The following is a 14,782-nucleotide window of genomic DNA, read 5'->3' as shown; positions in this document are numbered from 1 at the left end:
AGGGGCTGAGCTCCCCCTCTAAGTTCGGACATCCTTTACCTCCTGGGGATGAGGGGGAACAGGAAATAGCCTGTGCCACCAGACCTCCAAGGCTTGGCGCAGGATCCCTTCCCATTCTTCCCGGGAAAAGCGCACAGGCCCTCTCAAGAGGACAAAGAGCCCCGAGTATACCCCCCACTTCCGCCTTCCCTTCGCGCCCCCCCTTTCAGGCGCCTCCGCGCCTCCTCCCCCACCAAAAGCCCCACCCCGTAGGCCAACGCCACCAGGGCCAGCGTCTTCTCCATCGCTTCCCACCCCTTGCTCATCACCCCAGCAAACCCCATGTGCCCCTTCAGGTCCCTGAACCCCTCCTCAATCTTCATCCTTTCCTCGTACACCCCAAGAAGCTCCTCCGGAGGCAGGTTCCCCATCACCCAAAGCGCCTCCCGCATCCCCTCCCGCCACACCCCCACCAGGTTCACCTCCACCTCCCCCCGGTACCTCACCCCCTCGTACCTCACCTCCCGCCCCCGGTCCACCCAGGGCACCAGCCGCTCCCCTCTCCATTCCAACCGCGGCCTCGTCCCCAGGTTCAGCCGCACCGCATACCTCACCCCCGCCCGCTCCAGCGCCTCCAGCCACCCGGCAAAGGAGAACTCCCGGTCAAATACCCACACCGTCCCCTCCTCCACGTATTCCCGCACCGCCTCCACCCAATCCTCCCACGTCCGGTTCCTCCCCTCCGGCTTCCCCTCCCAGTAGCTCCCCACGTACACCGGCACCGCCCGGCCCTCGTAGGGTTGGGCCAACACCACCGCCCAAAAGCCCAGGGTCTTGCCGTCGGAAAGCCGGCCCACGTAGGGGGTCCGTTTCGCCTGGGGACGGGGTACCTCCGTGGGGTCCACCAGGAGGAAGGGGGTCTTGGGGTCCAGGAGGCGCAGGAGGTAGCGCTGGGGTTCCAGGAGGGGAAGGAGTCGGTCAATGGCCTTGTAGTTGGCTTCCTCCGTGGCCTCTTGGCGGTAGGCTCTGGCCCAATCGCTCTTGCGGGCAGAACCTGAGGCCAGGATCGCCCAGAGCAACCGGGCTACCTTCTCCTCGTGGCGCTCCAGCCAGGCATCCAGCAGAGGGCTCACGAAGGGGCGTAAAGCCTCCGGTCCAAACGGCAAGCTCCTCATACAGCCCCATTTTGTCTGAACTCAAAGGGGGAGCTCAGGCAGGGGGGCTTGCCTTGCAAGTCCTCTTGAGTTATGCATTGCCCGAGATGGGCAAGCGCGGCTTTGTCCGAAGGGAACCGAGGCCCAAGGAAGCCCTGGAACTCTGCCTGTACCTGGCCCTGCTCCTCTTCCGGGCCCCACCTACCGGGCCACAGAGGCCCACCTACAGGACCTCCTGCAGGCCCCCTTCCCCTCCCACCAGGCCCTAGCCGCCTACGCCCAGAAACACCCGGAAGGGGTGCTGCGGGCGCTGTTGGAACGGCGGGTGTGGGAGGTGGAAGCCCGGCTTCCCCAAGAGGAAGGCAAGCCCCCCTTTTCCTGATGGACAGCACGGGTTTGGCCTATCGCAGGGAGGATACGGTGCTGCGTTGGCGCAGGGGGCAGAAGCTTTTGGCCCCCTGGGGGGGCGGGGTGGGGTGGGCGTATGCCCCTGACCCGAGGCTTAGGGCGGGGGCGCTTTTGCGGTTTAGGCCGCGGGGAGGGGTGCTTTTGGGGGACGTGGGCTTTGACGGGAGGGAGGTGTGGGGGGTAGCGGCGAGGTGGGACGGGGAGGTGTACCGGAGGCGAGGGGTGGTGGAGGGAGTGTTTGGGGCGTTTGCGGAGGGGTTATTTGCCAAAGGAAGCCTCTTGCGGCCATGTGGCGGGCCTTTATGGAGTTCCTCGCCTATGGCCTGCGGATTTTGCTCACCCTGCTTCCCCCTCAGGGGGGGTACAAGGCGATTTATTAGGCAAGCCCGATTGCAATTGACACTTTATCCGCCCACGAATTAAGATGCAGCGGGCTTGCACCCAGGAGGAGGAAGCGCCTATGCGGGTTCTTCTGGCGATATCCAGGTTCATAGATGCCTTGAACGAGAGGGTAGGGACCCTGGTGGTATGGCTGGTCTTAGCCGTCACCTTGCTCTCGGCGGCCAACGCCCTGATGAGGTACATCTTTCGTTACAGTTCCAACGCCTACCTCGAGGCCCAGTGGTACCTATTCAGCCTCATCTTCCTTTGGGGAGCGGGGTGGACCTTAAAGCACAACGGCCATGTACGGGTGGACGTCCTCTATGCCCGTTTCTCCCCTCGGACCCGGCTCTGGATAGACTTTCTGGGCACCCTGCTGTTTCTCCTACCCATGGTCGTGTTGACCTTATGGCTTGCCTGGCCCATCGTGGCCGAATCGGTGCGCATTCGGGAATGGTCCCCCGATGCAGGCGGGCTTCCCCGCTGGCCCATTAAGGTAGCACTGCTGGTTGGCTTCGTTCTTTTAGGTCTTCAAGGGATTTCCGAGCTAATCAAGCGCGGCCTGACTTTGGCTGGCAAGCTCCAGCTTGAGGAAGAGAAGGCGGAGGAGGTGGCCTGATGCCCTTCGAGTGGATGGCCCCCTTGATGTTCGTGGCTTTGGTGGTGGTCCTCCTTCTGGGGTACCCTGTGGCCTTCTCTCTAGGAGCGGTGGGGCTTGGCTTCGCCTTCTTGGGGATGCAGTACGGACACCTAAGCCTGGGCCTTCTCCAAAACATTCCCCTACGCATCTTTGATACCATGCAGAACCAGCTCCTCCTTGCGGTCCCCTTCTTCACCTTCATGGGGCTGGTCCTGGAGAGGAGCGGCCTAGCGGAGGACTTGCTGGACACCATCGGCCAGCTCTTCGGCTCCCTAAGAGGAGGCCTCGCTTACGCGGTCGTCCTGGTAGGGGCTCTCTTGGCCGCCACCACGGGCATCGTGGCCGCTAGCGTCATAGCCATGGGCCTCATCTCCTTGCCCATCATGCTGCGCTACGGCTACTCTCCGCGGCTAGCCACCGGGGTCATCGCCGCCAGCGGGACCCTGGCCCAGATCATCCCCCCCAGCCTGGTCCTCATCGTCATGGCCGACCAATTGGGAGTTTCCGTGGGGGACATGTACCGGGCTGCCTTCGTTCCGGGCTTCATCCTCACAGGCCTCTACGTTACCTACATTGTCCTGACCACGCTTCTCCGGCCCCAGGTAGCCCCCGCCCTGCCCCCGGAAGCCCGGCCCTTTGCGGGGCATGAGCGCGGGGCACTCCTGGGGCTCCTCAGCTACGTGATCCTAGCCCTCGTTCCTTGGGGCCTGGGGATTCTGGGTGTTCACAACACCGCCTTCTTAGATCTTTTCTCTTGCTCCTTGCGGTGGGCATCAGCGTCTATCTCTACGCTCGTAACCCCCTCTTCGCCCGGGTTCTGCGGGTGATGATCCCGCCTTTGGTCCTCATCTTCCTGGTGTTGGGCACGGTCTTCCTGGGAGTAGCCACGCCCACGGAGGGCGGGGCCATGGGCGCGGTGGGCGCCTTGCTCCTGGCCTTCCTCCGCCGCAGGCTGACGCGGGAGGTACTGGTCCAGGCCATGCGGGAAACCGCCAAGCTCACCAGCTTTGTGGTCTTCATCCTGGTGGGCTCCCGCATCTTCAGCCTGGTGTTCTACGGGGTCGACGGGGACCTCTGGGTGGAGCACCTCCTGTCCAACCTCCCCGGCGGCCAGATCGGGTTTTTGATTCTCATCAACCTGTTCGTCTTCTTCCTGGCCTTCTTCCTGGACTACTTTGAGATCGCCTTCATCATCCTGCCCCTCCTGGCCCCGGCAGTGAAGGCCATGGACATCAACCTTGTGTACTTCGGGGTCCTGCTGGGCGTAAACCTGCAGACCTCCTTCATGCACCCCCCCTTCGGTTTCGCCCTCTTCTACCTACGGAGCGTGGCCCCACCCTCGGTCAAGACCGTGGATATCTACTGGGGAGCCGTGCCCTTCATCCTCATCCAGCTACTGATGGTAGGACTTCTTTTGACGTTCCCCGCAATCGTCCTCTGGGCTTTGGGTAGCGGGTACTAGCGGAAAATGGGACGAGGGGCCGGGCTTGGCCCCTCGCCCCCAGCGTTTCTTAGAGGGCAGGGAAGGCGAAGGACTCGTAGCCCAGCTCCGCCACCCCGAACCAGCGGTACTGCTCCTCGCGGAACTTCTTCCATGCGGTGTAGACCTTGCGGTAGGTGGCGTCCTTGGCCGCCTCCTCCTCGTACCAGTCAAAGGTTGCCTTCTGGGCCGCCTTCATGATCTCCGCGGACCACTTCCGGAGCCGCACACCCGCTTTGATAAGGCGCTGAAGGGCCTCGGGGTTCAGTTTGTCGTACTTGGCCAACATGGTCAGGTTGGCCTCGGCCGCCGCCACCTCGAGGGCCTGCTGGTACTCCTTGGGCAGCTTCTGCCACTCCTTCAGGTTGATGTAGAAGGTAAGCTGGGGACCCGGCTCCCACCAACCAGGGTAGTAGTAGTACTTGGCCACCTTGTAAAAGCCCAGCTTCTCATCGTCGTAAGGACCCACCCATTCGGTGGCATCGATGGTGCCGCGCTCCAGCGCGGGGTAGATGTCGCCCCCCGCCAGCACCTGGGGCACCACCCCCAGGCGGCTCATCACCTGGCCGCCTGGACCGGGGATGCGCATCTTCAGGCCCTTGAGGTCCGCCAGGCCCTTGATCTCCTTACGGAACCAGCCCCCCATCTGCGCCCCGGTGTTTCCCCCGGGGAACTGGATGATGCCGAAGTCGGCAAAGATGGGACGGAAGAGCTCAATGCCGCCCCCGTAGTACATCCAGGCGTTTTGCTGCCGGGCGGTGAGACCGAAGGGAACCGCGCAGTCGTAGGCCAGGACCTGGGCCTTGCCCACGAAGTAGTAGCTGGCGGTGTGACCCATCTCCACCGTGCCCTGTTGCACGGCGTCCATCACCTGGAGGCCCGGCACGATCTCCCCCGCCTGATAGGGGCGGATCTGGAAGCGGCCGCCGGTGAGGGCGGAAACCCGCTCCGCCAACACCTCCGCTGCCCCATAGATGGTGTCCAGGCTCTTGGGGAAGCTAGAAGCCAGCCGCCACCTTACGCTGGGCTGGGCCTGGGCGAACACTGGGCCAAAAGCTGCGCTGGCCGCTACGCCGATACCTGCCTTCTTTAAGAAGTCACGCCGCTTCATTGTCGACCTCCTTAGCGGTCCGGGGGGATTATACCCCACCTGGGGGTAGAAAGCGCAAGCCCCCTTGCAAGTTCATGCGGTCAGCGCACGTAGAAGTACGTCTCCACCACCTGGTACCGGCGGGCTCCCGAGGCATCCAGGTAGACCCTGAGCCGGGCATCCCAGTCCGTGTATATCCCTTCCAGGCGCAGGCTTCCAGGCTGGCTATCCGTGTAGATGGCCCGTACCCGCTGGAGCCCCCTTGGAGGCGTGAGGGTATAGCGGTAGGCCCCTGGAGGCAGCACGTGGGTACCCCGGCCCAGGTAGAAGCGGTCGAACTCATAGGTGCGCCCATCGGGGTCTATGGCCACCAGGCTAATCCAACCAGGCTCGGCCAGGGTGAGGAGGAAGCGTACCTCCTCCCCCACGTAGTACGTGGCCCCCGCTCCCCGGTCTGGTTCAAAGCGCAGGATGGCAGGGGAGAAGTCCAAGCGATAACGCACCGTGACCCCTTCAAGGGTCAGGGTGCAGGCAGAAAGAAGCCCCGCCATTAAAAGCCCCCAAACCCGCATGGCCACCTCCACCCTCAGTTTAGTCCTGAATGGGACTACCCCTCTTCAGAAAACCTTAAGGGAGCCTGGGCCACCGGGGCAAAGCGCCTGCGGTGCACGGGGGAAGGCCCTAGGGCCAGGAGAGCCTCTTGGTGCTCAGGAGTACCGTAACCCTTGTGCCGGGCAAAACCGTAGCCTGGGTAAAGGCAATCCAACTCCACCATAAGCCGGTCCCGGTGCACCTTGGCCAGGATACTGGCCGCGGCCACGCTGGGGCTATGCTGGTCCGCCTTGGAAGGGGCAAGGAGGGGCAAGGAAGTGGTCACCTGGAGGTAGTCGGTGACCAGGGCCTCAGGGGGTGGATCCAGAAGGCCCAAGGCCCTTTGCGCCGCCAAAAGCGTGGCCTTCAAAACCCCCAGCCGATCCACCTCCCCTACCTCCGCCACCCCCAGGGCATGGGCCAGGGCCACCCGCCGCACCTCTTCCGCCAGGCGCTCGCGCTCCTTAGGTCTTAAGAGCTTGGAATCCCGGAAAGGGTAGCGCCCAGGAGGCAGGATCACCGCCCCCACCACGATGGGACCCGCCCAGGCTCCCCGGCCGGCCTCGTCCACACCGGCCACCTTTAGGCCCGCCCGCCAGAAGGCTTCCTCCCAGGGCGCGTCCACACCCTGGATTATGCCCTAGGCGGAACCCAGGGGATGGCCCTAGAATGAATCTAGGTATGTCGGGCTGGCTTTTGGCGCTCCTCCTTAGCGGTTTGGCTGCAGCTGAGGGGCTTTTCGTCCAGACCCCTTTGGGTGAGGCGGAGGGAAGGCTCGAGCGGGGGGCTATCGCCTTCTATGGCCTCCCCTACGGGGAGGCCGGGCGCTTCCAAGCCCCTAGGCCCGTGGCCGCCTGGCCCCCAGGGGTAGGAAAGGAAAGGGTGGCCTGCCCCCAAACCCCTGGGACCACGGCCCGCCTGGGAGAATACATCCCCCCGCAAAGAGAAGACTGCCTGGTCCTAAACCTCTTCCTCCCCCTCAGGCCCCCACCCCCAGGAGGCTTCCCCGTAATGGTCTTCCTGCACGGGGGAGGCTTCACCTCGGGAAGCGCCGCCGAGCCCATCTATGCGGGACACCGGCTGGCCCAGGAAGGGGTGGTAGTGGTTTCCGTGAACTACCGCCTGGGCCCCCTGGGGTTCTTGGCCCTACCTGCCCTGGCCAAGGAGGATCCCAAAGCGGTGGGGAACTATGGGCTTTTGGATCTGGTAGAGGCCCTCCGCTTTGTGCAACGGTATATTCGCTACTTCGGCGGCAACCCTCAAAACGTTACCCTCTTCGGGGAATCCGCCGGGGGCATGCTGGTCTGCACCCTTCTCGCCACCCCGGAGGCCCAGGGGCTTTTCCATAGGGCCATCCTCCAGTCGGGAGGGTGCCACCAGGTACGCCCCTTGGAGAAGGACTTCCCCTTCGGGGAACGGTGGGCCAAGAACCTGGGCTGCTCCCCGGAGGACCTGGCCTGCCTCAGGCACCTTCCCCTATCCCGCCTCTTTCCTTCCCCAGAGCCCAAAACCCCTCCCGACATCACCGCCTCCACCCTAGGCTTTCCCAACTCCCCCTTCAAGCCCCACCTGGGGGCCTTGCTTCCGGATAGTCCCTTGCAAACCTTGGGTCAAGGAAAAGCCCAGGGTATTCCCCTCCTGGTGGGGGCCAACCTCGAGGAGCTTACCTTTCCCGGCCTGGCCTGGCTCCTGGGACCCGGGACCTGGGAGGAGTTTAGCGGAAGGCTGGCCGCCCAGGGCATTCCCCCAAAGAAGCGGGAGGCTTTAACAAAGGTCTACCAAAAGCGTTTTTCCGACCCCCGAAAGGCCTGGGGGGAGGCCCAGACGGACCTCCAGCTCCTCTGCCCCTCCCTAAAGGCCGCCAGGCTCCAGGCTCCTTTCGCCCCCACCTACGCCTACCTCCTCACCTTCCGGATCCCAGGCTGGGAGGGACTTGGGGCCTTCCACGGCCTGGAGCTCGCCCCCCTTTTCGGAAACTTCGAGGAAATGCCTTTTCTTCCGCTTTTCCTCAGCGCCGAGGCCCGGGAAAGGGCCGAGGCCCTGGGCAAGCGCATGCGCCGTTACTGGGTGAGCTTCGCCCGGGAGGGGGAGCCCCGGGGCTGGCCTCGCTGGCCCACCTACAAGGAAGGCTACCTCCTCCGCCTGGACGAGCCACCGGGGCTCATGCCGGACCCTTACGGGGAACGATGCGGTGCCCTCGAGGCCCTGGGGCTACTATAGGGGCATGAAGGCCCGCGCCACCTGCCCCCTGGACTGCCCCGACGCCTGTAGCCTCCTGCTCACCCTTGAAGAGGGGAGGCTCTCCCGGGTGGAGGGGGATCCCCGCCACCCGGTCACCCAAGGCTTCGCCTGCGCCAAAACCTACCGCTACCCGGAAAGGGTAAGGGAACGCCTCCTTTACCCCATGCGCCGGGTGGGGAAAAAGGGAGAAGGCCGCTTTGAAAGGATCTCCTGGGAGGAGGCCCTGGAGGAAATCGCCGAAAAGCTTAAGGCCATCCTGGACACCCACGGGGGGAGGCCATCCTCCCCTACCACTATGCGGGCACCATGGGCCTTGTGGAAAACCAGCATCCCCTGGCCTTCTTCCGGGCCATAGGGGCGAGCGAGCTAGAGGAAACCATCTGCTCCAGCGCGGGAAGCGCCGCCTGGGAAATGACCTATGGTCCCAGGCTCGGCCCCGACCCGGAGGAGGTGCCCGAGGCCCGTTACATCCTCCTTTGGGGCATCAACAGCCTCTCCACCAACAGCCACCTCACCCCCTTTCTTAAGGAAGCGAGAAGGCGGGGGGCCAAGGTGGTCCACATCGACCCCTACGAGAACCCCACCAGCCGATTCGCCGACGAGCACCTCAAGCTTCGCCCCGGCACCGACGCCGCCTTGGCCTACGCCCTGGCCCACGTGCTTTTCCGCGAAAACCTGGTGGACTGGGAATACCTCGAGGAGGCCGCCACGGGGTTGGAAGCCTTCCAGGAGGAGGCCCGGAAGTGGCCCCCAGAAAGGGCCGAGGCCCTCACCGGGGTGCCCAAGGAGGCCATAGAGCGGCTGGCCCGGGAGCTGGGGGAGGCCAAACGGGTCTTCCTCCGGGTGGGCTACGGCATGACCCGCCACCCGGGCGGAGGGAACGCCCTTAGGGCGGTCATCCTCCTCCCTGCCCTCCTGGGGGCCTGGCGCCACCCGGGGTGCGGGGCGCTCCTTTCCACCAGCGGGGCCTTCCCCCTCAACAAGCGCTTCTTGGGGGGAAGACATCTTCTGGAAGGATTCCACCCCCATGAGGGCTACTTCCGTCCCAACCCCAGGGTACGCCGGATCAACATGAACCAGCTGGCCAGCGCCCTCACCCGCCTGGACCCCCCCATCCGGGTCCTCTTCGTCTTCAACTCCAACCCCCTGGTGGTAGCCCCGGATACGGGAAGGGTGAAGGAGGGCTTTTTGCGGGAGAACCTCCTCACCGTGGTCCTGGAGCAGATCCTGACGGAAACCGCCCGCTACGCGGACTACCTCCTTCCCGCCACCCTCTTTTACGAGCACCCCGACCTTTACACCAGCTACGGCCACTACTACCTGGCCTGGAACGAACCCCTAACCGAGCCCGAAGGGGAGGCCAGGCCCAACACCTGGGTCTTCCGGGAACTGGGGAGGAGGCTTGGCCTAAAGGAGCCCACCCTCTACTGGACCGCGGAAGAGGTGGCAGAAAGCCTCCTGGATGTGGATTACCCCTACCTTGCGGGCATCAACCTGGAAAGGCTTAAGGAGGAGGGGTTTGTGAAGCTCAACCTTCCCAAGCCCTTTCTGCCCTTCGCCCAAGGCCCGGTGCGCTTTAGCCCACCCCCTGAGGTCATCCCCACCGAGCCCCTGCCGGACTACCCCCTGATCCTCCTCACCCCCCCGGCCCACCGCTTCCTGAACACCACCTACGGGAACGTGGAGGCCCTGGTGGAGGCGGAAGGGGGCGAGCCCAGGCTTCTCATCCACCCCAAGGACGCCGAGGAGCGGGGGATCGCCGAGGGCATGCTGGTCTACATCCACTCCCCCCAAGGCAGGGTGGTGCGCAAGGCCAAGGTGACCGAGGCCCCCATGCCGGGGACGGTGGTCCTCGAGGGCACCTGGTGGGAAAAATGGGCCCCGGACGGCAAGGGCATCAACCATCTCACCGCGGAAACCCTCACCGACTTAGGGGGCGGAAGCACCTTCCACAGCACCCCGGTGGAGGTGGAACCCCTCCGCCTGGCCTGATTTGCGCCTGGGCTAGGGTTTTGCTAGGCTGGTTGGGTGCAAACGGCCAAGCCCCTTAAGCGCGCGGTGGCCCTGGCCGCCTGGAGCGAGGAAGGGCTTCTCTTGGTGAAGCGGCCCGAGGAGGACCCCGAGTTCGGCGGGGCCTGGGGTCTGCCGGCGGTGAGCCTTGGGGAAGGGGAAAGCCTGGAGGAGGGAGCCCTAAGGGTCGGCCGGGAGAAGCTGGGAGCCAAGGTGGAGGTCCTCAGGCCCGTGGCCTTCGGGGTGGAGGAGCGGACCACGTACACCCTAAAGCTTTGGGTGGTGGAGGCCAGGCTCCTCGCCAGGCCTGAGCTTCCCGAGCCCCAGCCCGGCAAGACCTACTACCGGGCCTACCGCTATGGCCGGCCCGAGGAGCTTAAGGAAGCTGCCCGGCAAGGCTCTTTATGCAGCCGCCTTTACCTGGCGGTGAAGGGTCTATGCCCGTGACCATGGAAACCCTGGTTCTGGTCAACCTGTTCCACGAGCTGGCCCTGAAAGGGAAAAACCGCCCCTTTTTCCTCAGGAAGGCCAAGGCCCATGTAAAGGAGGCCCTTAGGGGTACGGCGGCCAGGCTGGAGGCAGAGTGGCCCATGGCCCTCCTCTTCCGCCTGCCCCAGGAAACCTGGCCCGAAGCCAAGGAACGCCTGAAGGACACCCTGGGGGTAGAGGGCTTTGCCCGGGTCCTGCGCACTCCCCCGGATCTCAAGGCCCTCGAGGCCGCCCTGGAAGAAGCCCTTGCGGGGCAACACTTTCCAAGCTTCCGCATCACCGCCAAGCGCTCCGACAAGACCTTTCCCCTCACCTCTCCCGAGATCGAGCGCCTCCTTGGGGCCTTCGTGAAGGAGAAGACGGGGGCCAGGGTACAGCTCAAGGGGGCGGAAAGGGAGTTGGTGGTGCGCATCCTGCCCCAAGCCGCCCTTTTGGAGGTGGAGCGCCACCCGGGACCGGGAGGGCTTCCCCCCGGGGTTTCCGGAAGGGTGGTGGCCCTCCTTTCCGGGGGGATTGACTCCCCCGTGGCCGCCTACCGCCTCATGCGCCGGGGGGCGGAGGTGGTCCTGGTGCACTTCCACCCCTTCCCCCTTCTCTCGGGCCAGAGCCGGGAAAAGGCCAAGGCCATCGCCGAGCGCCTGGTGCGCTTCCAGCACCGCCTGACCCTCCACCTGGTGCCCTTCAGCGAGGTGCAGCGGCAGATCATCCTCGAGGCCCCCAAGGCCTACCGGGTGGTCCTCTACCGCCGCTACATGCTCCGCATCGCCGAGGCCATCGCCAAGGAGGAAGGGGCCCTGGCCTTGGCCACCGGGGACAGCCTGGGCCAGGTGGCCTCGCAGACCCTGGAGAACCTCCATGTGGTCAACCAGGCGGCCACCCTTCCCGTCTTCCGGCCCTTGATCGGCTTTGACAAGGTGGAGATCAAGGCGGAGGCGGAGCGCATCGGTACCTACCCCATCTCCATCCTTCCCGACGAGGAGTGCTGCACCCTCTTCGCCCCTAAGCACCCCGTGACCCGGGCCCGGCTTTCCGTGGCCTTGGAAACGGAAAGCCGTTTGGATACGGAAAGGCTCATCGCCTTGGCCCTCGAGGGCCGGGAGGTGGTGCGCTACGCCTGGCCGGGGCGAAAACCCCTACCAGAGGCTCAGGAGAAGGCCCCTATAATGAAGCATGGACCTCTTGACGGCTAAAGCCCTCCTGGAAAGGGGCGAAACCACTCCCTTGGCCCTTTTGGAGGAAGCCTTGGAAAGGGCCCGGGCTTTCCAGGACCGCAACGCCTTGGCCTACCTGGACGAGGAGGGAGCCAAGGAGGAAGCCAAGCGGCTTACGGAGGAGCTAAGGCAGGGGTACATCCGCGGCCCCCTACACGGCATCCCCCTCACGGTAAAGGACCTCTTCCCGGTCAAGGGCATGCCCACCCGGGCGGGAACCCGGGCCCCCCTCCCTCCCCTTCCCGAGGAGGCCCAGGCGGTAAGGCGCCTTAGGGAAGCCGGAGCCCTCCTCTTCGCCAAAACCAACATGCACGAGGTGGCCCTGGGCATCACCGGGGAAAACCCCTGGACAGGCCCGGTGCGGAACGCCATCGACCCGAGCCGCCAAGCCGGGGGTTCTAGCAGCGGCAGCGCCGTGGCCGTGGCCCTGGGCATCGGCCTCGCCTCCTTGGGCTCGGACACAGGAGGGTCCATCCGCATCCCTGCCGCCTTCAACGGGGTGGTGGGCTTCAAGCCCTCCTACGGCCGGGTGAGCCTGGAAGGTGCCTTGCCCCTCTCCCGCTCCACCGACCATGCGGGGCCCATCGCCAAGACGGTGCGGGACGCCCACTTTCTCACGGAGATCCTGGCCGGGGAAAGCATCCCCTTAGAGGGCCCGCAAAACCCCACCTTCGGCGTGCCCCTGGACTTCTTCGAGGGCCGTCTGGGGGTGGAGGTGCGCAGGGCCTTCCAGAGGCTTCTAGAGGAACTCCCCTCCTTGAGGGCCGAGGTAAGGGAGGTATCCTTACCCCTACCCGGGGTCTACGAGGTCTACACCCGTCTGGTGCGCTACGAGGCAGCCCGCATCCATGAAAAAGCCTTAAGGGAACATCCGGAAGGCTTCTCTCCCCAGGTGCGGGAGGCCCTTATGGCCGGGCTTTCCCTTACGGAGAAGGACTACCGGGATGCGGTGGCGGAAAGGGAGGCCCTGCGCCTCCAGTTGGTGAAGGCCTTAAGGGGGGTGGACGCCCTCCTCCTCCCCGCCCAGCCCCTTCCTGCCCCCCCTTGGGCACGGAGGAGGTGGAGCTGGAGTCGGGCAGGAGGAGCCACCGGGAAGCCTTCATCACCCTCACCCTGCCCTTCAGCCTCCTGGGGGTACCCACCCTCACCCTGCCCTTTGCCCGGGTGGAGGGGATGCCCGTGGGGCTTCAAGTGGTGGGCCCCCACGCCGAGGACGGACGGGTCCTGGCCATCGGGGGGTGGCTCGAGGCCCGGCTAAAGTAGGGCGTAAAGCAGGGCCAAGCCGAGCAGGGTCAAGGGCAGGCCGAAGCGAAGGTGCTCCAGAAGGCCCACCTTGATCCCCTCCCTCCCCGCCCCCTCGGCCACGATGAGGTTGGCCACGCTGGCCAGGAGGGTCAGGTTCCCCGCCAGGGTGCTTCCCCCAGCCAGCAGAAGCCAGTCCCTGGGCTCCTGCACCAGGGGAGCCAGGAGCAACACCGCAGGCACATTGGAGATGAGAAGGGAAAGGAGGGTGGCGGCCAGAAGAAGCCCTAAAGGCGTGGTGGCCAAGGGAACAAGAAACTCCGCCAGGCCCAGCCTTCGTACCCCCTCGGTGACCATGAAGAGGGCGGCGAACATCACCAGTAGCTCCCAGTCCACCCGCAAGAAGTAGCGCTCGGAACGTAGGCGGCGGGTGAAGAGGAGGATGCCTGCGGCCACCAAGGCTCCCTGGGCCATGGGGTAGCCCAGGAGGAAGGCTAGGAAAAGCCCAAAGGCCACCCAAAGCCCCTTGCGGAGCAGGGGCCCGTGCAGGCGGTAGCGCAAGGGGGGAATGGGGGGAAGGAGCTTTAAGGAGCGTACCTCGGGGTAGAGGAGGGCCAGGAGAACCACCTGGAGCCCCAGGCCCAGCAGGGCCATGGGCCAGAGGGCCGAAACAAACCCCAGGTAGGAGATGCCGGATAGGCTCGCCACCACGATGTTCTGGGGGTTCCCCGTGGGGGTCATGAGGCTTCCCGTGTTCACCGCCGCCATGAGGGCAAGGAGGTAGGGCACGGGGTTCAGGCCCAGGCTCCGGGTTAGGGAGAGGACCAAGGGGGTAAGGAGGAGGGCCATGGTGTCGTTCAGGAAAAGGGCGGAAAGGAACCCGCTTCCAAAGGTAAGAAGGAGGAGAAGGGCCAAGGGAGTCCTGGCCAAACCCAAAAGCCTCTCCACCGCCAGGCCAAAGAAGCCCGCATAGCCCAGATGGGCGTTCAGGACCATGATGCCGAAGAGGAAGGTGAGGGTTTGGGCGTCCAGGGCCCGCCAGGCCTCCCGGAGGTCCAAGACCCCGAGGAGCACCAGAAAGCTCGCCCCCACCAGGGCCACCCCCGCCCGGTCCATGCGGTAGCCGGGAAGCCCCCCCAGGGCCAGGCCCAGGTAGGTGAGGAGGAGTACCAGGAGGCTAAGCCCTTCCCGTATCTCCTGGGAAAGCTCCATACAGTTTCTCCTCCAGCCGGGCCTTCACAAGAGGCCACTCTTCCCGCAGGATGCTGTAGACCACGTCGTCGCGGAAACGGCCATCCGAGAGAAAGCGGTTACGCCTCAAGACCCCTTCCCGTACCGCCCCCAAGGACTCCAAGGCCCTTTGGCTTCGCAGGTTTAAGGGGTCCACCTTAAACTGCACCCTTTCCGCGAGGAGCACCTCGAAGGCGTGGCGCAGGAGGAGGTACTTGGCCTCCTTGTTGGCGGGACTTCCCCAGAAGGGTTTGAAGATGAGGGTGCCGATCTCCAGCTTGCAGTTTTGCGGATCCGGGGCAATGACGGAGATCCGCCCGGCCAGCTCCCCTTTTAGGAAAATGGCCCAGTTAACCCGGCCAGGCTCGGAAAGAAGGACCTCGAGGTGAGCCCTTAGGTCCTCCGACCCCCTTACCCTATGGCTCATGTGACGGTAGATCTCGGGATCGAACTGGGCTTGGAAGCCCGGAAGGTGGGAGAGGGCTAGGGGTTCCAGGCGGACATGCCGGCCCTCGAGGCTCTGGGGAAAGGACCACATGCCTCCATTATGGGAGAAAATCCCTTTCGCTCCCGTACCAGCCGCAAGCCAAGGGCTTGGGCGATGCGACCTGGGGTTGACAGCTATTGCTTATTTTG

Annotated in this window: 10 protein-coding genes and 4 pseudogenes; 8 read left to right on the top strand and 6 right to left on the bottom strand. The window is 64.8% G+C overall.

Annotated elements, in window-relative coordinates; all coding sequences use genetic code 11:
• Nucleotides 1-143 precede the first annotated feature (143 nt).
• Complete coding sequence (locus EBI04_RS13850; protein ID WP_135257368.1) at nt 144-1,154, bottom strand: transposase; 1,011 nt, start codon at nt 1,152-1,154, stop codon at nt 144-146.
• A 293-nt stretch (nt 1,155-1,447) separates the two neighbouring features.
• Between EBI04_RS13850 and EBI04_RS13590 the strand changes: the two are divergent.
• The 3 genes and pseudogenes from EBI04_RS13590 to EBI04_RS13310 form a co-directional block, all read left to right on the top strand.
• Nucleotides 1,448-1,921, top strand: a pseudogene (locus EBI04_RS13590) (IS5/IS1182 family transposase); the annotation flags it as partial.
• 80 nt (nt 1,922-2,001) lie between these two features.
• Nucleotides 2,002-2,541: a TRAP transporter small permease subunit gene (locus EBI04_RS10200; protein WP_135257367.1), complete on the top strand. Its 540-nt coding sequence runs from the start codon at nt 2,002-2,004 to the stop codon at nt 2,539-2,541.
• A pseudogene (locus EBI04_RS13310) lies at nt 2,541-4,024 on the top strand (TRAP transporter large permease). Before EBI04_RS10200 ends, EBI04_RS13310 begins: the two are co-directional and overlap by 1 nt.
• Before the next feature lie 49 nt (nt 4,025-4,073).
• On the opposite strand, the gene EBI04_RS10185 reads toward EBI04_RS13310, so the two are convergent.
• From EBI04_RS10185 to rnhB, 3 genes are all read right to left on the bottom strand, one after another.
• A complete protein-coding gene (locus tag EBI04_RS10185; protein ID WP_135257365.1) occupies nt 4,074-5,153 on the bottom strand; it encodes a TRAP transporter substrate-binding protein in 1,080 nt (359 codons plus the stop codon).
• A gap of 80 nt (nt 5,154-5,233) precedes the next feature.
• The gene (locus EBI04_RS10180) at nt 5,234-5,704 is read right to left on the bottom strand and encodes a DUF4384 domain-containing protein (protein WP_135257938.1); all 471 of its coding nucleotides are present in this window, start codon (nt 5,702-5,704) and stop codon (nt 5,234-5,236) included.
• 35 nt (nt 5,705-5,739) lie between these two features.
• Nucleotides 5,740-6,348, bottom strand: a complete 609-nt coding sequence (rnhB, locus tag EBI04_RS10175; RefSeq protein WP_135257364.1) for a ribonuclease HII — start codon at nt 6,346-6,348, stop codon at nt 5,740-5,742.
• Nucleotides 6,349-6,404: 56 nt separating this feature from the next.
• Between rnhB and EBI04_RS10170 the strand changes: the two genes are divergently transcribed.
• The 5 genes and pseudogenes from EBI04_RS10170 (at nt 6,405) to EBI04_RS10150 (ending at nt 12,937) form a co-directional block, all read left to right on the top strand.
• Nucleotides 6,405-7,943 carry a carboxylesterase/lipase family protein gene (locus EBI04_RS10170; protein WP_135257363.1) on the top strand — a complete coding sequence of 513 codons (1,539 nt, stop codon included), beginning with the start codon at nt 6,405-6,407 and terminating at the stop codon, nt 7,941-7,943.
• Nucleotides 7,944-7,947: 4 nt separating this feature from the next.
• Nucleotides 7,948-9,956 (top strand): annotated as a pseudogene (locus tag EBI04_RS10165) (molybdopterin-containing oxidoreductase family protein).
• Nucleotides 9,957-9,992: 36 nt separating this feature from the next.
• The gene (locus EBI04_RS10160) at nt 9,993-10,421 is read left to right on the top strand and encodes an NUDIX hydrolase (protein ID WP_135257362.1); all 429 of its coding nucleotides are present in this window, start codon (nt 9,993-9,995) and stop codon (nt 10,419-10,421) included.
• 2 nt (nt 10,422-10,423) lie between these two features.
• Complete coding sequence (gene thiI, locus EBI04_RS10155) at nt 10,424-11,653, top strand: tRNA uracil 4-sulfurtransferase ThiI (protein ID WP_135257937.1); 1,230 nt, start codon at nt 10,424-10,426, stop codon at nt 11,651-11,653.
• Nucleotides 11,634-12,937, top strand: a pseudogene (locus EBI04_RS10150) (amidase). Before thiI ends, EBI04_RS10150 begins: the two are co-directional and overlap by 20 nt.
• Here EBI04_RS10150 and EBI04_RS10145 read toward each other — a convergent pair.
• A complete protein-coding gene (locus tag EBI04_RS10145; protein WP_135257361.1) occupies nt 12,929-14,128 on the bottom strand; it encodes an SLC13 family permease in 1,200 nt (399 codons plus the stop codon). The pseudogene EBI04_RS10150 and the gene EBI04_RS10145 overlap by 9 nt on opposite strands.
• Nucleotides 14,094-14,684, bottom strand: a complete 591-nt coding sequence (locus tag EBI04_RS10140) for a GNAT family N-acetyltransferase (RefSeq protein WP_135257360.1) — start codon at nt 14,682-14,684, stop codon at nt 14,094-14,096. The genes EBI04_RS10145 and EBI04_RS10140 overlap by 35 nt, the downstream gene beginning before the upstream one ends.
• Between the last annotated feature and the right edge of the window lie 98 nt (nt 14,685-14,782).

The sequence above is a fragment of the Thermus caldilimi genome, from assembly GCF_004684245.1.
Classification (GTDB): Bacteria; Deinococcota; Deinococci; order Deinococcales; family Thermaceae; genus Thermus; species Thermus caldilimi.
The sequence above is the reverse complement of the archived record's forward strand: the minus strand, read 5'-3'. Positions and strand labels throughout refer to the sequence as shown.